Raw genomic sequence first — 17,200 nt, forward strand, 5'->3', positions numbered from 1 at the left:
TTAAAGAATATCATGTCGAAGGCAGGCCGACTGATGCTGATCGCCGACCGATTGTAGCGTCGGGACGGTTTCAGCGCAGGCGGACTGGACGTAGGGACAACGGCTGCGAAAAACGCAGCCGGACGGCAGGGAGAGCGGCGAGGGGATCTCGCCGGTCAGGCGGATGCGGCGGCTTTCGCGGTGCAGGCTGGGCTCAGCCGAAACCAGCGCCGCGGTATAGGGATGCTTTGGCGTGAAATGCACCTGATCGGCGGGACCAACTTCCATGACCCGACCAAGATAAAGCACCATGATCCGGTCTGAGATGTAGCGCACCACCGAGAGATCATGGCTGATGAACAACAGCGAAACCCCGGTCTTGGCGCGCAAATCGGCCAGCAGGTTGAGTACCTGTGCCTGAATGGATACATCCAGCGCCGACACGGCTTCATCGCAGACGATGAAGCTTGGCTCGACGGCCAGCGCACGCGCAATGCCGATGCGCTGGCGCTGCCCGCCGGAAAATTCGTGCGGCCGTCGGTCGAGAAAGCTCGGATCCAGTCCGACGAGATTGACGAGCTCGATCAAGCGCGGCACGCGGGCAGGTCCCTTGTGCAGTCCATGCGCATCGAGTGCTTCCGATAGAACCGAGCGGATGGTTTTGCGCGGATCGAGGCTGGCATAGGGATCCTGGAAGATGATCTGCATCTCCTTGCGCAGATCGCGCAGCCGGGCAGGCGAGACCGTGTTCAAATCCTGTCCGTTGAAGCGCATCACATCGCTCTTGGATTCGATCAGTCGCAGGATGGCACGGCCGATCGTGCTCTTGCCGGAGCCGCTTTCGCCGACGAGGCCCAGCACCTCTCCGGGTGCAACGCTGAAACTGACATCGTGCAAAATCTTCAACGTCTGCTTGGAGAAGAGACCGCCTCGCCCGAGAGGGTAGCTCTTCTTGAGATTCTGAACGTCGAGAAGTGGAGCGGGGTTCATGCGGCCTCCGTCTGGGGGTTCTGCAGGCCGACAGGCGCCTCCGGCGCGCGCAGACAGCGCACGGCGCGCTCGCTATCGGCGCTGGGATAGAGCGCTGGCCGGATTTCGGCGCATGCGGATATTGCGATCGGACAGCGGTCACGGAAGGCACAGCCCGAGGGGCGGGCGGAGGGCAGGGGCGGTGTGCCGGAAATCGCCGGAAGCCGGTCACCTCCAGTGGAATGCAGCCCGTCATGGGAAGAGGGCATGCTTTCAATCAGCGCGCGCGTGTAGGGATGATGCGGATCGTACAGGATCTGGTCGGCAGGGCCTTCTTCGACGATCTGGCCCGAATACATGACCGCTACGCGGTCCGCGATGTCGGCGACAATCCCGAGATTGTGGCTGATGAACAGCAGGCTGAGACCGCTCCCCTGATCCTGCCGCAGGCTGTGTAGCAGCTCGATGATCTCGGCTTGAATCGTTACGTCGAGCGCGGTCGTTGGCTCGTCGGCAATCAGAAGGCGCGGCTCGCAGGTCAGAGCCATGCCGATCATGACACGCTGGCGCATGCCGCCCGACATCTGATCTGGGTAGCTGTCGATCCGTCGTTCAGCGTCAGTCATGCCCACCCGCTTCAGCAGTTCAATCGCATGCTTGCGGGCGTCGGCTTTGGACATCGGGCGGTGCGAGAGAATGGCCTCGACCATCTGGTCGCTGATCTTGTGGATCGGATTGAGCGAAGTCATCGGCTCTTGAAAGATCATGGCAATGTCATTGCCGCGGATCTCCTCGAGCGTGCGGGCATCCACAAAGCCCAGGTTAACCACATCGCCGGTTTTGCGGCGCAGTTGCAGCGTGCCCGACGCCTGCCGGATGGCTCCGGGCAGGAGACCCATCAGCGCAAGCGAAGATAGGGATTTCCCCGAGCCGCTTTCGCCGACAAGTGCCGTACATTGATTGGCGCGCAAGGTCAGCGAGACGTCTTCGATCACAGCAACAGGCGTTTCAAACCGGGAGGTCTCAAGCCGCAGATTGCTGATCACGGCGACAATATCGGGATCGCGTATCGCCGGCGAGTCTGCGAGGGCCAGTGGCACCGAGACCTCATCCATGCAATTGCTGGCGGCCCCCTTCGGGTCCAGCATATCGCGCAGGCGGTCGCAGAAGAAGTTGATCGCATAAATAGTCAGCACCAATGCAGTGCAGGGTATCATGATGCCGATTGGATCCTGGTTCATGAACTGGCGAGCACCGCGGATCATCTGACCCCAGGACGGTGCGGGTGGCACCACGCCGAGGCCGAGGAATGAAAGGCCGCTTTCGATGGTAATCGCCGCGGCAGCCGTCAGCGAATACTGGACCGATACGGGGCCGGCGATGTTCGGCAGGATAGTGCCAAGCACGATACGGTATGACGGCGTGCCAAGCGCGCGCGAGGCCTCGACAAAATCGAGCGAGGTGACGCGCAGCGCTTCGGAAAAGGCGATGCGCGCAAATGTCGGAAAATAGAGTACGGACAGCACTGCCACCAAGGTGCCGGCACCGGGGCCGAACAGGGTAACGACCAGCAGTGCCAACAGGATCGGCGGGAAGCATAGGACAATGTCGGCCAGCCGGGTCGTCACGAACTCCGACGGACCACGGAAATAGGCACCGATCAGGCCGAAAAGCGTGCCGACAATGCAGGCGATCGTGGTGGCGACAAAGGCGACGGTCAACGAGACCTGTCCGCCGTAAAGCACCCGGGCCAGCCGGTCACGGCCGAATTCGTCACGTCCCAACCAGTGTGTGAGATCCGGAGCGGCAAGACGGTAGCGTACGCCGATCTTGATGGGATCTTCCGCGGTGATCAGCGGGGCGGCGAACGGGATGATGATCAACACAGCAAGAAGGACGCTGGGCATGATCATGCGCTTGGGAAAACGGGGGATTGACATCATTGCAGGCGGATCCTCGGATCAAGCAGCGAGGATAGGATATCGATCACCATATTGATGCCGATGAAGATGGCGGCGACCGTCAGGATGATGGCGCGAACGGTGGGATAATCCCGCTGTTCGACGGCCGAAACGAGCAGGCCGCTGAGCCCTGGCCAGTTGTAGACGAATTCGACGAGGACGGTGGATCCGAGAAGAATACCAAGCTGTAGGCCGACTACGGTGATGATCGGTCCGAGCGCGTTGTAGAGAATGTGACGACGGACCACCCGTTTGCGGCGCAGGCCCTTTGCCACGGCAGTGCGGACCCAGTCATGACCACGCATTTCCAGAACGCTTGCGCGCGTCATGCGAAAGACAATTGTGGCCAGGTGCAGGCCGACGGTCAGCGAAGGCAGTACCAGCATCTGCAGGTGTTGGAGAGGATCGCTTGGGAACGCGACATAGCCGCCGGCTGGTAACCAACCCAGCAACTGCGCAAAGAAATAGATGAACAGGGTGCCGACGACGAAACCCGGCACGGAGGTAAGCAGTGCATTCACGGCCGAGGTCGCAATATCGAACTTGCCGCCAGCCCGCAAACCCGCCGCTGTGCCCGCCGGAATTGCCAGCATCAGTGCCAGGATGGCGCCGACAACGATGATCTCCAGTGTACGTGGCAGGCGCAGGGCGATGGCAGAGGAAATCGAGCCGTTGTCCACGATCGATGTACCGAAATCCAGCCGCGCGGTATTGTAGATAAAGGTCGCGTATTGGACCATGACGGGCTTATCCAAGCCCATATTGGAGCGGAGATTGGCAATGGCCTCCGGGGTCGCCGAGCCGCCGCCTGTCGATAGCAGCAGTTCCGCCGGATCGCCCGGCACAATGATCAAAAGCGAGAAAATGATTGTGCCGATAACCAGCAGCATGGCAGCAGCGGCTGCTATGCGACGAGAGATGAAGGCCAGCATTCAGCACTCCTTATGCGAGTTTCGTCTCGTCGAGCGCGTAGCCTGATGAACCGCTGAGAAACCCGGGCAGCTGTTCGAACCCTTCGACCGATTGCTTCATGGCATAGGCCTGGATCCGCCAGTTCAGTGGAACCTGCGGCACCTCTTCGTAATAGGCGACCACGAGCTGCTGATAGATCGTCTTGCGCTTGGCTTGGTCGACTTCGTTGCGGCCCTGTTCCAAGAGCCCGTCGATGCGGGCGCTCTTGAAGCCGAAGGATTGCAGATAGGAGGGGTTGCCCGAGTACAACAGCGACCAGAGCGCATCGGGGTCGTTGTAGTTGCCCGACGTGCCGTGAACGGCAATGTTGTATTTGCCTTCCTTGCCCGCTGTGACGCGTGTGCCCCAATCGGGAAGGTCCAGCGTGGCATTGATGCCGATCGCGGCAAGATAGGCCTGAACTACGGATGCCGTATCCTGATGCATTCCGTAAGTGGCGGTTGCCAGCAGGCGGCACTCAAAGCCGTTCGGATATCCGGCCTCTGCCAACAATGCCTTGGCTTTCTCGACATCATATTTCCATTCATGCGCCGGATCGGCGAGATCGAATGGCGATCCCTGCGGGTTCGGCAGGCCGTAAAGCGGCACACCGCGTCCGGCAAACGCGGCATCAACGACATCCTGTCGTTCGATGGCATAGCCCACCGCCTGGCGCACCTTGGCATTGGCAAAAGGACCGTCGGTGACATTGAACAGCAGGAACATGAACGGCCCCAGCGTGGTCTTCATCTTCAGCGTTTTAGAAGCCTCGACCGCATCGAACTGTGTCCAGGGAAGATATTCGATCAGATCGACGTCGCCCGCCTCGAGTGCTGCATAACGAAGGTTCTCATCGGCATAGGCAATGAAGCGGATGCCGTCGACCTCGGGCTGATCCGCCATATAGAAGCCCTTGAAACGCGACAGCTCGATATAAACTCCTTTTTCGCTGCCTTTCATCGTAAACGGCCCGGCGCCGATCATCGCGCTTTCGGTACTCTTCTTCGAGATCACCGGGCAGCAATAGCTGGCCATCAGATCAAGGAAGATGGCGCTTGGCGCCTTCAGCGTGACCTGCACGGTCTTGTCATCCAAAGCGTTCACGGCCGCGATAATCTTCAGATCACTCTTCAGATAGGCGGTAGAGCCCTCCTTGGTAATCTCGTTCAGCGAATAGATCACATCGGTAGCGGTTACCGGACTACCGTCATGGAAGACGGCGTTCTGGCGCAATTTGAAGACGGCAGTGGTCGGATTGCTCCATGTCACGCTTTCGGCGAGCTCGGTGACCAGCTTGCCGGCCGCGTCATAGCCCATCAGTCCGCGAAACAGCATCAGTTTGACGGTATTGGCAGCGCCGCCCGTGTTGTCGAAAGGCTTGATGGTCGGCGGGAAGGTGGAGAGGCCGAATTTCAACACAGTGCCGGGTGTCTGGGCATGGGTGCCCTGCGGCAATGTAAGCGCGACAATACCTGCGCCCAGGCTGACCAGTACCCTGCGTCTCGTCGTTTTATAGTTCAGGGAATCGGAAGGTGTCACAGTTGCCTCGAAATTGTTGGAGGGAAAGTGCGGCTTCGTTCTGTGTCGGACAGTCCAGCTTCGTTGAGGTTCGCTGTCCAATCGAAAATATTTTTATGGCATATAGATTTCTTTGCCATTCAAAGGGTGGATGGGGATGCCTGAAAATTAGGCGATTGATTTATATGCGTAAATCATAGCCAGCGGCGCTTGGCCGGCAAGCGAAAGAGGTCGGCAGTCGTTTGCCGGAACCAACAAATTTCTTCTTGAATGAAGCTGGAAAACTCTAGCCTCCGCTGGTCCAGAAACCGCGGCGGTCACTCCTCTTGGGCATACGCTCTCTGGCAGGAGCGGGGCCATCCGGTTTCATCCACCTTCATCGCCACTGCATGGATGCGTACCCTCATTATGCGGGGCGAATAGCCCGGCTCATGCCGGCAACACTCGTCGCGCAAGCGGCGCAAAGAAACAGAATTGAATCAGAAGGACTACAGACGGAGAAAAGACAATGAAGCGGTATTGAGCGGACAGGATTTGATCGATGTCGACATCAGCCAGGCGAAGTGGTTTCGCCCGGGCTTTGCTCCAATGGGTCGGTTTCAGCCGACTTCGCATGGGGACATTGGTTAAGCCGAGATTGGAGGGCGCCATCTCGCAAATGGTCTCCACAACCCGCGACCAACGTTGTGCGGCGTCTTCAGTGTGTAATCGCCGTTACCAGCCAGTCGTTATCGCGAAGTGGGGCCAGCATCGCGCGCGCATCGTCCAGTGCCTTGCTTTCGTTGAGCAAGCTCCATGTTGCCTTGTCTGATGCCTTGGGAGGTTCGAGGGCTAGCCTGTCGAGTTTTACGCCCAATTTTTGCGCCATGCCCGGAGGGGTCCAGCCGCCCGTGTGGCGGAATCCACCGGGTTCCATCCGGTCGGCAGAATTGGCATAGTCATGCAGCATTGTTTCAATCGGCTGTCCATGGATGAGAGAGTCGATTTCTTCGGGCGACCAGCCAAGCGCCGGGAGATGCGTTTCCAGCCGATGATGATTTGTATCGTTGCCGGCGCTCAATGTGGGCAGGGGGGCGAAGTTCTGGGCGAGCACCACCAAGGCGGCAAGTCCGGGACTGATGAATTGCGGTTGCAGCCAGGACTGTGCGGCGCCTTCCGGGCCGAGATAAAAGGCTGCGTGAATGTCTTCGCGCCCAGCCAGTGCCGCATACCGGGCGACGGCCATGGCCGACAACTTTTCCCGGTCACCGATCTCCCATGCCGCCAACAGTTCCGAAATCTCCCGCTTCAAGGCTGGCGTGATGGCGCAACGAAAAGCGTGATGAAGCACTGCCATGTCGAATTCTCCCGTGAAAAGCCGCCGGACCAGGGGCCGGCGGTGAAAGTCACTGCGTCTGAAAGTATTAGGGTTTTCTTAGGTTAAGTCTATTGGGCGCGGCAATTGTTCTGATTGCCATTGATGACGGTAACACTGGAGCCGGCTGTGGTGGCGAGGCTTTGGAAAGCTGCGGCCGCTACTCTGCTTGCCTCCCCATTGGTCGTTATGGGACTTTGGATCTGTGTCTTTGCAATACTCCAGTGATCGGCCGGATCATTGTCGAAGGTGATATTCCAGGGGAACGCCCTTGGATTGTAGCCACCAACCCCGTTGATTGGGATATTGACGTTCCCGACCGGAACCTGGGTATTGAGCGCTGGATCCATCAGATTGCCGAGGTCCACCTTGATGAAGCACTGCGCAGCAGGCCGGCCGGCGCGTGCTGCAGCGTCATCGGCATAGTGGAAGAACGACAGGGTCGGGAGGTGGGGGGGATTCGGTGGAATCGGAGCAGGGCCCGCACTGACGCCGAAGCTTGCCAAAGTCCAATCGACAATTCCCGTTGCGGCATTGGCGTTGACGCCACGATAGACGGAATAGGCGTGCGCTGAACTTGTCGCGCCGAAGGCGACAAGGCCGGTAAGCGTCGCAGCAAGGATGCGGCTGCGTAGTTTGGTAATTTGCATAGCGGTTCTCCTTTTCACGATAGGGGGATGAACGTTCCCCGCGGCATACGGGGAGCGCTGACCGGCGACGCATGTCGCCGGACCTGCTAGGCGGTGAGCGAATTCGCGCCGTCCGCCGTGTCTGTGAGTGTTCGGGGAGGCGCGTTGAGGTCGCCTCCGGGCATTCAAGCGAAAGGCGCGTCGGCGCCCCGCACCATGGTCTTGCGCAGGATGTTCCCGGCGTCGGGGTGAGGTGCTGCTCGAGAGGATGAGGGTCCGGGCTGTCCGCCGCCCTGGTGGGGGGCGGCGGACATCATGTGGCTCATGCGGGTGAAGGGGTGTTGGGGCGGCGCTTCACCCGCATGGCCACACGAGGCTTATTCGAGTTCAACGCTCCACTTGCCGTTCGATTCGAGTTCGACGTCGCAGATGGTGTAGCCGCCGGTGAAGTCGCAACCAGCGGCTGTCTTGCTCGACTGCGTGAAGTTCATGACGTTGCCTGGCGTATACAAACCGGTCTGGACGTAATATTTGAGGACCGGCTGGCAATCGGTATAGTTGCTCGGATTTGCGTGTACGAAGTTGGAGAGTACGATGCCGCCGTTGACGGAGACCGCCGAGCCGATGTTGTAGTAGGGCGGAGAGTCGGCGATCGGCGTTTCGATGCGGAAGGAGCCCGCCTGCACACCTTCCAGATGTTTCGGTCTGGAAAGACCAAGCGGAGCGACTGATGCTTCCGTCCAGTTGTTCGGCGAACTGCCTTTCGCCTTCGGAGTAAGATCGATGGGACGGCTGGCGGATGCAAAGCCGGAGGCGGCCCCGACTTGCGGCAGCGAGTGCGTCTGCTGGATGCCGGCATAATATTGCATGTTGACCTGGAAGGTCAGGATTGCGCCGGTATCATCATAGTTGCCGAGGGACAGTGAATAGAGGCTGTTCGAATAGACCGGCCCACCGCCGGAATAGATAGCCGGCTCCTGGAAGAAATAGAAATTCTGCGTCTGTTTCTGGTAGTTCTTCACGTTGATGGTCAGCAATGTAGACATGGTCAACAATCCTTTGCGTTGAGAGTGAAGCAAGGGTTCCGGCCGCGGCGAAAGCTGTGCTGATCTGGCTTTCCTGTGCCGGCGCCGTGACCAAAACCCTGATTAGGAAGATCTTTTGTATTGCCTTCTTAATCAACCTAAAGCTGTTGACTTGAGGTTGATAAACGCATTGGAATTACGCTCAGCGTAATGACTGTTCCGGAGGGATGGCTTCAAGCAGGTCGAGGAGGCGGGATCGGATCGTCGCGGGCCGGCTGCGCAGCGCGAGCACCCATTGCAGTTCGGTGGCGGAGATCGTGCTATCCCGGTGCCAGTCCATGGTACCGCGCCCGAGCAGGAGCCAGTCGAGCGAGACGTCGAGCACGCGGGCCAGTGCGGAGACGCTTTCCAAAGAGGTATGACCGCCATTCTGCCAGCGTGAGACGGCAGCGACTGACACATTAAGCTCGGCGGCGAGGGCATGCACTTTCCGGATCTTGCGTTGAGAGATCGCCTGTCGAATACGTCTGCCGCGAGCGGGGTCGTGAGCCATATAAATTCTTCCTATGGTTGGGTTTGGAACAGCCCAGCCATAGGGAATTTTAGATATATCAAATATTAGATGATGCTTATGGTTAGTGGAGGGAAAACAGTCTGGCGCAAGCCCTTTCTCTGCCCGCTATGACGACGTCAAACTGTCGATTTTTGATCCGTGCTGCAACACAGGAGGGTCGTGTGAAGATGCGCCTTGAGGCGGGGACGAGCGGCAATACTGCGCTGTCTTCGCGACCGCGAATCGAAATGGTCCTGTTTGGGTTCATGCGACTTGATCGCGCGGCCAAGGCGAACCTGCCACAAGTGGAAACGGGCCATAAGACCCGTTGATCAAAGACCCAGCAGATGATGCTTGGCGACCGTCGTGACTTCGCGCGTCAGGTCAACCAGCCGATCAGCGGCAAGGCGGTTCATCTGCCAATAGAGGGGGACGTCCAATGGCGTTTCCGGGATGAGCTCGACCAGCCGGCCGGACGCCAGGTGCTCACGCACGAGGGTCGTCGGGTTCATGCCCCATCCCATGCCGGAAAGGCTGGCTTCGACGAACCCTTGCGTCGACGGCAGCCAATGGGCCGGTGGGCTGAGGTCTTCCCCGAACACCTGACGCATCCACCGGCTCTGGAGCCTGTCCTTTTGGTTGAAGGTCAGGGCGGGCGCTTTGCCAATAGTCTGCGCCGTGACACCCTGCGGGAAATGCCGGGCAATGAAATCCGGGCTTGCAGTTGCATGATAGCGCAGCGCACCGAGAGACATGCGCCGGCAGCCCGAAACCGGCTTTTCCAGACTGGTGACCGCGGCGACCACCTGGCCCCGCCGCAGCCATTCGGCGGTATGGTCCTCGTCATCGATCGCGATGTTCAGCAGATATGGCGATCGGTTGGCGAAGTTCGACATGGCCGTCAGGAACCATGTTCCGAGACTGTCGGCATTGGTCGCGATGTGCAGCGTCACCCTCGGTTCGGGTTCTGTCGGATCGACAAGGGAGGGTAGATGCCCGAATAGCTCGGTTTCGAGCATGCCGACATTTTCCATGTGCCGGCAGAGCCATTCTCCCTTCTCGGTCGCGATGCAGGGATTGCCCCGTACGATCAGAACGATGCCGAGGCGCTCCTCGAGCTGTTTCACGCGTTGCGAGACGGCTGAGGGCGTCACATTGAGAAGGCCTGCGGCCTTCTCAAAGCTGCCTGTTTGAACGACCGTCGAAACGGCGCGGAGAGCGGAATAGTCGAGCATGGATTAGTTTTTCTTAATTGGGATTAGCAGCATTAATTACCCTAAACAAGCGACATGCGATAGCGGACAACTCACGATATCCAGGGAGCGTTCGAGGCATGAATTTTCCGGTTTTTGGGACGGGCCTGATGATGGGACTAAGCCTCATCGTCGCGATCGGTGCACAGAACGCCTTCGTGCTCCGCCAGGGGCTGCGCAATGAGCATATATTCGCCGTCTGCTTCGCCTGTGCATTGTCGGATGCCGTGCTGATCACGCTGGGCGTGAGTAGTTTCCGGCAGATCGCCGCCTTGCTGCCCTGGCTCGATCCGGTCATGCGCTATGGAGGAGCAGCGTTCCTGATCTGGTACGGAGCGAAAAGCCTCTATTCCGCTTTTCGCTCGTCGGGAGCGCTGGGGGTTCAGGACGCGGGTGCATCGAATTTTCGGGCGACCCTCCTCACCTGCCTTGCTCTCACCTGGCTCAATCCGCATGTCTACCTCGATACGGTCATGCTGCTCGGTACGATCTCGACGCGCTTTCCGGGATATGAGGTCTCCTTCGCGGCGGGCGCTGTAACCGGCTCGTTTCTGTTCTTCTTCTCGCTCGGCTATGGCGCGATCTGGCTGCGGCCGATCTTTTCGAGGCCGGCATCCTGGCGGATTCTGGAAACGGTCATCACGCTGACAATGTGGATGATTGCCCTGAATCTGTTGAGACAGACGTAACCGCATTCTGTGGTGGGCCTGTAACAGGACAGCGCGGCGCCAGCAGCCCGTCGTAAATTCTACCTATCATTATCCGGCTAATTAGATTCGCCTGCCGATGAGCAGAGGTTTTTGCGCGAAGCCAGGAAATCGATGAAGGTGCGGACCTTGGCGGAAAGGTACTTTCTGCTGGGATAAACGGCGTGGAGGGTCGCGCTGAATTTGACGGCATCGGGCAAGACCAATTCCAGCCGGCCTTCGGCAATGTCGGTTTGCGTCATCCATACAGGCAGAAAGACAAGCCCCATGCCCTCAAGCGCCGCCAGATGCAGCATGATCTCGTTTTCACTTTGCATGACGGGGCGGAAGTTCACCGTCTCCGGCCCCTGCGGCCCCTTGAACGTCAAACTGCCGTTCGCGTTTATGCCGCTATAAAGCAGCAGCGAGTGGCCATTGAGATCGGTCAGTGCGACCGGACGGCCGGTGCGCGACAGATAGGCGGGAGCCCCGACAAGATGAAAGCCGACCTCCATCAATGGGCGTGCGATAAGGCTGGGGTCTAGCCGCTCGGGTGTCGTCGCCCGTAGGGCAAGATCGAAGCCTTCATCCACGAGATTGACGATCCGGCCGCTGAGATCCATGTCGAAGCGCACATCAGGATAGCGCTGATGATACTCAGCAATTGTGCGGGCTATGAGCGTATTTGCAATCCAAACGGGAGCGCTGAATTTCAAGATCCCGCGCGGCATGACCGTGACGTTGCTGACGGCGGCTTCCACTTCGTCCAGCCCGTCGAGCATTTGCCTGGCTTGATTGAAATAGAGCATGCCGGTTTCGGTGATACTGACATGGCGGCTGGTTCGGTTCAGCAGCCGGGTTCCGAGGCGGCTTTCCAGGTGCATCACATGCTTGCTCGCCATCGCCGGCGAGAGACCAAGACGATCCGCCGCAGCCGTGAAGCTCTTAAGCTCCGCCACCGTACAGAAGACCCGAAGGCTCGTTAACGTATCCATCGATCATCAACATATAGGAAATGTTCCTTCAATGTAAGGCACATTGATCAACTTGTGTGAAAGGCTCAGTTTCGACGGACGAGAAGGAAAAACCTTCCTATCGGTTTTGCACCCGCTGCTTCGCAAGGATAGACTATGACGACCGAACTCCGCCTTCCGACCTATTTCGTCAGTCATGGCGGCGGTCCCTGGCCGTATATCACCGACGACTTCCGCCGTAATTTCGATAGGCTCGAGCAATCGCTGATCGAGATGCGGGCGGAGCTCGACAACGCACCCAAGGCGATCCTCGTGGTCTCGGGTCATTGGGAGGAGCCGGGCTTCACCATCTCATCCGGTGCCAGACCGGGTATGGTCTACGACTATCACGGTTTCCCGGAGTACCTCTATCAGATCAAATATGACGCGCCCGGTTCGCCCGCGCTTGCAAAGCGCGTGCAGGATCTTCTGCAGGCACGCGGCTTCGATGCCGGACTTGATCCGGCCCGCGGCTTTGACCACGGCACGTTCAGCATCATGAAGCCGCTCTATCCGGATGAGAATATTCCGGTCGTTCAGCTCTCACTGGATGCCAGCTACGATCCAGCGCTGCATCTTGAGGCCGGGCGCGCTCTGGCGCCGCTGCGTGACGAGGGCGTGCTGATCATCGGCAGCGGCCTCAGCTATCACAACCTGCGGGAAATGCGGGGCAGCAGCGGCCATGAGCCCTCCCGCCAATTCGACGCCTGGCTCCAGCAGACGCTGGTTCACTCCTTGCCGCATGAGCGTGCCGAGCGGCTGCTGGAATGGGAGAAAGCTCCCTTCGCCCGTGCCGCGCATCCACAGGAAGATCATCTCATCCCGCTGATGGTGGCGGTGGGTGCCGCCCGGGACGAACCCGGCGCCGTGACCTATCACCAGACTGACTTCGCGGGCGGCCTCACCGCATCCAGCTTCCGCTTCGGCAATGCGCCCGGAGCGCCTCTATCCAAAGGAGAAACCCAATGAGCGACACGACGTCGAGGCCGATTGTCTACTTTAAGAACAACTGCCCCTTCTGCCTGAAGGTGAAGCTGTTCCTGCTCGAAGCCGGCATGATGGACGATGTGGAGATCCGTGAATTCGAGCCGGGATCGAAGCAGGAGAAAGAGATTCGCGCCGAACTCGACACTCGCCTCGAGAAGGTGAGTTTCCCTTCAGCCCAGCTCGAACCCGGTCGCTATATCGCCGAGTCCGACGACATCATCGCGTTTCTGGCCGCTAGGTCGGGCCGAGAGCCCGCCAGCATGCCGGTGCTTAACAACTATGTTGAAGGCGCGCTCAAGCCAATGCTGAAGCTCTGGAAAGAGAATCTCGAGCTTAAAGCTGCCGCCGCCTGATCACCCGAACAGCCATCTAGGAGAAATACCATGCCCAACACGGCCAAATGGACGCCCCATATCCTCGCCATCTTGCGGATTGTGACCGCGCTGCTGTTCCTTGAACATGCGACGATGAAATTCTTTCAGTTCCCGGCGGCGATCCCGGGCGTGCCCTATCCGCTGCCCGCCATCATGCTGGTCGCCGGCGCAATCGAGATCGTGACCGGATTGTTGATGACGGTCGGATACTACACCCGCATTGCAGCCTTCGTCGCCGCAGGCGAAATGGCCGCCGCCTATTGGATGGCCCATGCACCACAGAGCTTCTGGCCGGCGCTCAATATGGGCGAGCCCGCCATCATGTTCTGCTTCATCTTCCTTTATCTCGCCTTTGCCGGTGCGGGCAGCTGGGCGCTCGATAATGTCTGGCGCCCGTCCACGAAAGAGGTGTCGCTCGCCAAAGGCGCGTGACCTTCAATCAATGCGCTCCCCTAGCCCGGGGAAAGAAATAGTCCCCCGTCAAACCGATCAGACACACTCCCCGATGGGAGCCTTTAAAGGACGCCTCGATGAAACTGCTACACATTGATTCCAGTGTTCTCGGTGATAACTCCGTCAGCCGCATTCTCTCGGCCGAGATCGTCGCCCGCCAGAAGGCACTGCACCCTTCGATCGATGTCATCTATCGCGATCTGGCCTTGGATGTTGCAAGCCACCTTTCGGGCGGTCACATCGCTGCCCGGCACGGTGCACCGATAGAAGAACAGGGCCTGCGTGGAGACATTGCCAAAGGCGACGAATATCTGACCGAGCTGCTCGGTGCCGATATCATTGTCATCGGAGCCCCGATGTATAATTTTTCGGTCTCTTCGCAATTGAAGGTTTGGATCGACCGTATCGTCGTCGCGGGTCGCACATTCACGTACAACGATACCGGCGAGGTTCGGGCCCTGGTCTCTCCGTCGAAGAAGATCTTCATTGCTTCCACACGCGGCAGTGCCTATGCGCCGGGCTCGCCTTATGCCGCATTTGAACATCATGAAAGCTACCTCAAGGGCGTTTTTGCCTTTCTCGGCCTGCATGATGTGACCATCGTTCGGGCAGAAGGCCTGGCATTCGGCCCTGAAGCCAGAGATGCGGCTATTTCCCAGGCTCGCGGCGAGATTTCGTCAATCTCTGCCTAGGCATCCGAGCCCGGCAATCATCGTCAAGCACGAAAATTCCCACGCAAATAGGCTGCCCCAACCGGGCAGCCTATTTGCATTCCTCTCTCGCCGAACAAGGGACAGACTTCAATTTTCGACGGATATGTTCTCAATTATGCACCGGAATTGATTCTATCCGGTATTCTGATCGAACCCGCCGACGACCCACGATAAGGACATGTGATGCAAGGAATAACGATCGCGCTGGCGCTTTTGGCCATGGTGGTGGTCAGCGGGACGGTGACCCGGATTCTGCCGATTGCGGTGCCTTTGCCGCTGATCCAGATCGGACTGGGGATGCTGGTCGCCGTCGTGACGGGCCGGGCGGTCGAGCTGGATCCATCGATCTTCTTCCTGCTCTTCCTGCCTCCCTTGCTGTTTCTGGATGGCTGGCGCATCCCGAAGGAGGGACTGCTGCACGACAAGGGCATCATTCTCGAACTGGCGCTCGGCCTTGTGCTTTTCACCGTTCTCGGGGTCGGCATCTTCATTCACTGGATGATCCCATCTGTGCCGCTGCCCGTCGCTTTCGCGCTGGCGGCAATCCTGTCGCCCACCGATCCCATTGCCGTTTCGGCGATATCGGCGCGCGTTCCGATCCCGAAGCGATTGATGCACATCCTGGAAGGTGAATCCCTCCTCAATGACGCATCGGGCCTTGTCTGCATGCGTTTCGCCGTGGCCGCCGCGGTGACGGGAGCCTTCTCCGTCGGCGAGGCAGTCACGACATTTCTGTGGCTGGCGTTGGGCGGGATCGCCATTGGTGTCGGTCTGACATGGGCCGTCACGCGCACGCGCGACCTTGTTTCGCGCAAACTCGGAGAGGATACCGGCTCCCATATCCTGATCAGCCTGCTGATCCCGTTCTGTGCCTATCTCGCCGCTGAGCATTTTCATTGTTCGGGCATTCTAGCTGCTGTCGCCGCCGGGATCACCATGAGCTTTGTCGAACGTCGCGGTCGGGCGCTCGCCATTACACGGGTCAGAACACAAACCGTCTGGGATACGGTCCAGTTCGCGATGAACGGCATGGTCTTCGTGCTTCTTGGACAGCAGTTTCCAAACATCGCTTCCAGCGCGGCGAAAGTCGTGCGCGAGACCGGTCACGGTCATCCGATCTGGCTGGTCATCTACGTCGCGGCCATCACGGCGGCGCTTGTGATCATGCGGCTGAGCTGGGTCTGGATTTCCCTTCGCTTCACGCTTTTTCGCGCGGCGAGGCGAGGGGAGACCATAAGGACACCGAGCTGGAGGCTCGTGGTTGCGACATCGCTTGCCGGCGTTCGCGGCGCGATTACCCTTGCTGGTATCCTGACGCTGCCTTTGGCACTGGACGACGGCAGCGCCTTTCCGGCGCGCGAGCTTGCGATCTTCCTTGCCGCAGGCGTTATCATCACCTCGCTGGTCCTGGCGAGCGTCTTTCTTCCCTTTCTGCTGAAGAATCTCGATCTGCCCCCCGAGCCGACACATCGGCAGGAGGAGGACGCGGCACGGATCGCAGCGGCAGAGGCGGCCATCAAGGCGATCCAGACGGCCCAGCACCGAATGGGCGAAGGGCGGAGCGATGCCGATTTTTACTCGGAAGTCGGGGCAAGGCTCATGGAATTTTATCGCGAACGCATCGACGGGCGCTCCAAGACGGGCGATGAGGCCGAGCAAGTGCAGCGTATGGAGGATATCGAACGCGCCCTTCGGCTATCGGGGCTTCGTGCCGAACGCGATGCGATTTTTGGGATGGCCCGCGCGCGAAAACTTCCCGAGGCGACAGCCAAGACACTGGTTCGCGAAATAGACCTGCTCGAGGCACGTTTGGTATCCAGCACGTAGTTGCTTTCGGCCGGGCACTCACCGTCGCCTATGCCGCTTACAACGTGTTTGCTCTGCCCGTTGACCCGGTTCGGATACCCCAGGAATCTATCGCATCGCCAGCCCGTCCGTTGGCAAGATCGAACTCGTTGATCATCAGGCCGGGCAGAAAGAATGCGTTGTGCGCCTGAGCCGCAAAGTTGCTCTCATAGTGTGAAGGGGTGAGTGCATAGGTGGCGAAGAGGCCGACGCTCCGGCCGCGGAAGTCCGTCCGCTCGAGAAAACTCATGATGGGTGTTGCAACGGTATTCCACCACACCGGGCCTCCGACGAAGATCAGATCATAATCCGATACGTCAGGGGGATCGCCGAGCAATGCGGGAAGCGTGCCGGTTTCAAGCTCGTATCTCGATCGCTCCGCCGCCTTGCGGATGTCGGAGGGGTAGGGGTCTGCCATTCTGATCTCGAAAAGCTGCGCGCCAACATGCGCCCGGAGCTTTTCCGCAACCGATCTGGTGTTCCCCGTGTAGGAATAATAGGCGAGCAATATCCTGCGGGGTTCCGCTGCGAAGCTCCAGCTTGGAACGATCGCCATAGCGGCCATCGAGGTGAGCATAGTACGGCGAGAAAGCTGCATGCCCTTACTTCCTTTTCAGAGGCTCGTTGCGAGCGGCCGGCTCATCTCAATATTTTTTGAACATGAGCCGCATCGATCGAACGTCGTTGAACACCTGCTCATGCCCTTGCGGATTGTGGCTCGCGATGAAGATGTGAGGGCATCGTCTCGTTGAGGAGCAGGGCGAGATTCGCGGGATCGCTTTCACCTTCGTCCGCAAATCTCATGAGTTCCCGCGCGGCGATGATCGCGGGTTGGTCGGAAAGCCTCAGATCGTGGTGGGAGCAGAAGTCTTCCAGCACTTTGCGCAATATTGCGATCTGCGATAGCTCGATGGCCAATTTCTTATCCTCCTGTTGG

At 59.0% G+C, this 17,200-nt stretch carries 18 protein-coding genes; 6 read left to right on the plus strand and 12 right to left on the minus strand.

Translation table 11 applies throughout. The features are described from left to right. From PMI03_RS01665 to PMI03_RS01710, 9 genes are all read right to left on the minus strand, one after another. Nucleotides 1-969, minus strand: a complete 969-nt coding sequence (locus PMI03_RS01665; RefSeq protein WP_007689205.1) for an ABC transporter ATP-binding protein — start codon at nucleotides 967-969, stop codon at nucleotides 1-3. Further along, a complete protein-coding gene (locus PMI03_RS01670; protein ID WP_007689211.1) occupies nucleotides 966-2,891 on the minus strand; it encodes a dipeptide/oligopeptide/nickel ABC transporter permease/ATP-binding protein in 1,926 nt (641 codons plus the stop codon). The genes PMI03_RS01665 and PMI03_RS01670 overlap by 4 nt, the downstream gene beginning before the upstream one ends. Next, on the minus strand, nucleotides 2,888-3,841 hold the full coding sequence (locus tag PMI03_RS01675; protein ID WP_007689213.1) for an ABC transporter permease: 954 nt from the start codon (nucleotides 3,839-3,841) through the stop codon (nucleotides 2,888-2,890). The genes PMI03_RS01670 and PMI03_RS01675 overlap by 4 nt, the downstream gene beginning before the upstream one ends. Before the next feature lie 10 nt (nucleotides 3,842-3,851). Further along, the gene (locus tag PMI03_RS01680; protein ID WP_007689214.1) at nucleotides 3,852-5,399 is read right to left on the minus strand and encodes an ABC transporter substrate-binding protein; all 1,548 of its coding nucleotides are present in this window, start codon (nucleotides 5,397-5,399) and stop codon (nucleotides 3,852-3,854) included. Nucleotides 5,400-6,075: 676 nt separating this feature from the next. Next, on the minus strand, nucleotides 6,076-6,714 hold the full coding sequence (locus PMI03_RS01685; protein WP_007689216.1) for a hypothetical protein: 639 nt from the start codon (nucleotides 6,712-6,714) through the stop codon (nucleotides 6,076-6,078). Nucleotides 6,715-6,803: 89 nt separating this feature from the next. Continuing rightward, nucleotides 6,804-7,382, minus strand: coding sequence for a hypothetical protein (locus PMI03_RS01690; protein ID WP_007689218.1), 579 nt, complete (start codon nucleotides 7,380-7,382; stop codon nucleotides 6,804-6,806). A 356-nt stretch (nucleotides 7,383-7,738) separates the two neighbouring features. Continuing rightward, nucleotides 7,739-8,407: a hypothetical protein gene (locus tag PMI03_RS01695; RefSeq protein WP_007689219.1), complete on the minus strand. Its 669-nt coding sequence runs from the start codon at nucleotides 8,405-8,407 to the stop codon at nucleotides 7,739-7,741. A 181-nt stretch (nucleotides 8,408-8,588) separates the two neighbouring features. Then, nucleotides 8,589-8,939 carry a helix-turn-helix domain-containing protein gene (locus PMI03_RS01700; protein ID WP_007689221.1) on the minus strand — a complete coding sequence of 117 codons (351 nt, stop codon included), beginning with the start codon at nucleotides 8,937-8,939 and terminating at the stop codon, nucleotides 8,589-8,591. A 332-nt stretch (nucleotides 8,940-9,271) separates the two neighbouring features. Next, entirely contained in the window at nucleotides 9,272-10,174 is a 903-nt protein-coding gene (locus tag PMI03_RS01710; RefSeq protein WP_007689223.1) for a LysR family transcriptional regulator ArgP, read from the minus strand. Nucleotides 10,175-10,272: 98 nt separating this feature from the next. On the opposite strand from PMI03_RS01710, the gene PMI03_RS01715 reads away from it, so the two are divergent. Next, complete coding sequence (locus PMI03_RS01715) at nucleotides 10,273-10,881, plus strand: LysE/ArgO family amino acid transporter (protein WP_007689224.1); 609 nt, start codon at nucleotides 10,273-10,275, stop codon at nucleotides 10,879-10,881. 77 nt (nucleotides 10,882-10,958) lie between these two features. Here the strand turns inward: PMI03_RS01715 and PMI03_RS01720 are convergent, their stop codons facing one another. Next, nucleotides 10,959-11,873 (minus strand): LysR family transcriptional regulator, encoded by a 915-nt coding sequence (locus PMI03_RS01720; RefSeq protein ID WP_007689225.1) that lies wholly within the window; start codon nucleotides 11,871-11,873, stop codon nucleotides 10,959-10,961. 135 nt (nucleotides 11,874-12,008) lie between these two features. Here PMI03_RS01720 and PMI03_RS01725 point away from each other — a divergent pair, with 135 nt between their 5' ends. The 5 genes from PMI03_RS01725 to PMI03_RS01745 all read left to right on the plus strand — a co-directional run bounded on the left by PMI03_RS01725 (nucleotide 12,009) and on the right by PMI03_RS01745 (nucleotide 16,245). Further along, entirely contained in the window at nucleotides 12,009-12,860 is an 852-nt protein-coding gene (locus PMI03_RS01725; RefSeq protein WP_007689226.1) for a class III extradiol ring-cleavage dioxygenase, read from the plus strand. Continuing rightward, on the plus strand, nucleotides 12,857-13,231 hold the full coding sequence (locus tag PMI03_RS01730; protein ID WP_007689227.1) for a glutathione S-transferase N-terminal domain-containing protein: 375 nt from the start codon (nucleotides 12,857-12,859) through the stop codon (nucleotides 13,229-13,231). Before PMI03_RS01725 ends, PMI03_RS01730 begins: the two co-directional genes overlap by 4 nt. A 30-nt stretch (nucleotides 13,232-13,261) precedes the next feature. Beyond that, a complete protein-coding gene (locus PMI03_RS01735; RefSeq protein WP_007689228.1) occupies nucleotides 13,262-13,684 on the plus strand; it encodes a DoxX family protein in 423 nt (140 codons plus the stop codon). Between the two features lie 98 nt (nucleotides 13,685-13,782). Beyond that, nucleotides 13,783-14,397: an FMN-dependent NADH-azoreductase gene (locus tag PMI03_RS01740; RefSeq protein WP_007689229.1), complete on the plus strand. Its 615-nt coding sequence runs from the start codon at nucleotides 13,783-13,785 to the stop codon at nucleotides 14,395-14,397. 204 nt (nucleotides 14,398-14,601) lie between these two features. Then, on the plus strand, nucleotides 14,602-16,245 hold the full coding sequence (locus PMI03_RS01745; protein ID WP_007689230.1) for a Na+/H+ antiporter: 1,644 nt from the start codon (nucleotides 14,602-14,604) through the stop codon (nucleotides 16,243-16,245). Nucleotides 16,246-16,282: 37 nt separating this feature from the next. Here PMI03_RS01745 and PMI03_RS01750 read toward each other — a convergent pair whose 3' ends face one another. Both PMI03_RS01750 and PMI03_RS01755 read right to left on the minus strand, forming a co-directional pair. Continuing rightward, nucleotides 16,283-16,861, minus strand: coding sequence for a flavodoxin (locus PMI03_RS01750; protein ID WP_007689231.1), 579 nt, complete (start codon nucleotides 16,859-16,861; stop codon nucleotides 16,283-16,285). A 98-nt stretch (nucleotides 16,862-16,959) separates the two neighbouring features. Beyond that, on the minus strand, nucleotides 16,960-17,181 hold the full coding sequence (locus PMI03_RS01755; RefSeq protein ID WP_007689232.1) for a hypothetical protein: 222 nt from the start codon (nucleotides 17,179-17,181) through the stop codon (nucleotides 16,960-16,962). Between the last annotated feature and the right edge of the window lie 19 nt (nucleotides 17,182-17,200).

Source organism: Rhizobium sp. AP16 (assembly GCF_000281735.1).
Classification (GTDB): Bacteria; Pseudomonadota; Alphaproteobacteria; order Rhizobiales; family Rhizobiaceae; genus Rhizobium; species Rhizobium rhizogenes.

What these genes read in the sequence shown, in the direction of transcription:
- PMI03_RS01665 (WP_007689205.1), bottom strand. Translation starts at nt 969, where the DNA reads ATGAACCCCGCTCCACTTCTCGACGTTCAGAATCTCAAGAAGAGCTAC.
- PMI03_RS01670 (WP_007689211.1), bottom strand. Translation starts at nt 2,891, where the DNA reads ATGATGTCAATCCCCCGTTTTCCCAAGCGCATGATCATGCCCAGCGTC.
- PMI03_RS01675 (WP_007689213.1), bottom strand. Translation starts at nt 3,841, where the DNA reads ATGCTGGCCTTCATCTCTCGTCGCATAGCAGCCGCTGCTGCCATGCTG.
- PMI03_RS01685 (WP_007689216.1), bottom strand. Translation starts at nt 6,714, where the DNA reads ATGGCAGTGCTTCATCACGCTTTTCGTTGCGCCATCACGCCAGCCTTG.
- PMI03_RS01690 (WP_007689218.1), bottom strand. Translation starts at nt 7,382, where the DNA reads ATGCAAATTACCAAACTACGCAGCCGCATCCTTGCTGCGACGCTTACC.
- PMI03_RS01695 (WP_007689219.1), bottom strand. Translation starts at nt 8,407, where the DNA reads ATGTCTACATTGCTGACCATCAACGTGAAGAACTACCAGAAACAGACG.
- PMI03_RS01700 (WP_007689221.1), bottom strand. Translation starts at nt 8,939, where the DNA reads ATGGCTCACGACCCCGCTCGCGGCAGACGTATTCGACAGGCGATCTCT.
- PMI03_RS01710 (WP_007689223.1), bottom strand. Translation starts at nt 10,174, where the DNA reads ATGCTCGACTATTCCGCTCTCCGCGCCGTTTCGACGGTCGTTCAAACA.
- PMI03_RS01715 (WP_007689224.1), top strand. Translation starts at nt 10,273, where the DNA reads ATGAATTTTCCGGTTTTTGGGACGGGCCTGATGATGGGACTAAGCCTC.
- PMI03_RS01720 (WP_007689225.1), bottom strand. Translation starts at nt 11,873, where the DNA reads ATGGATACGTTAACGAGCCTTCGGGTCTTCTGTACGGTGGCGGAGCTT.
- PMI03_RS01725 (WP_007689226.1), top strand. Translation starts at nt 12,009, where the DNA reads ATGACGACCGAACTCCGCCTTCCGACCTATTTCGTCAGTCATGGCGGC.
- PMI03_RS01730 (WP_007689227.1), top strand. Translation starts at nt 12,857, where the DNA reads ATGAGCGACACGACGTCGAGGCCGATTGTCTACTTTAAGAACAACTGC.
- PMI03_RS01735 (WP_007689228.1), top strand. Translation starts at nt 13,262, where the DNA reads ATGCCCAACACGGCCAAATGGACGCCCCATATCCTCGCCATCTTGCGG.
- PMI03_RS01740 (WP_007689229.1), top strand. Translation starts at nt 13,783, where the DNA reads ATGAAACTGCTACACATTGATTCCAGTGTTCTCGGTGATAACTCCGTC.
- PMI03_RS01745 (WP_007689230.1), top strand. Translation starts at nt 14,602, where the DNA reads ATGCAAGGAATAACGATCGCGCTGGCGCTTTTGGCCATGGTGGTGGTC.
- PMI03_RS01750 (WP_007689231.1), bottom strand. Translation starts at nt 16,861, where the DNA reads ATGCAGCTTTCTCGCCGTACTATGCTCACCTCGATGGCCGCTATGGCG.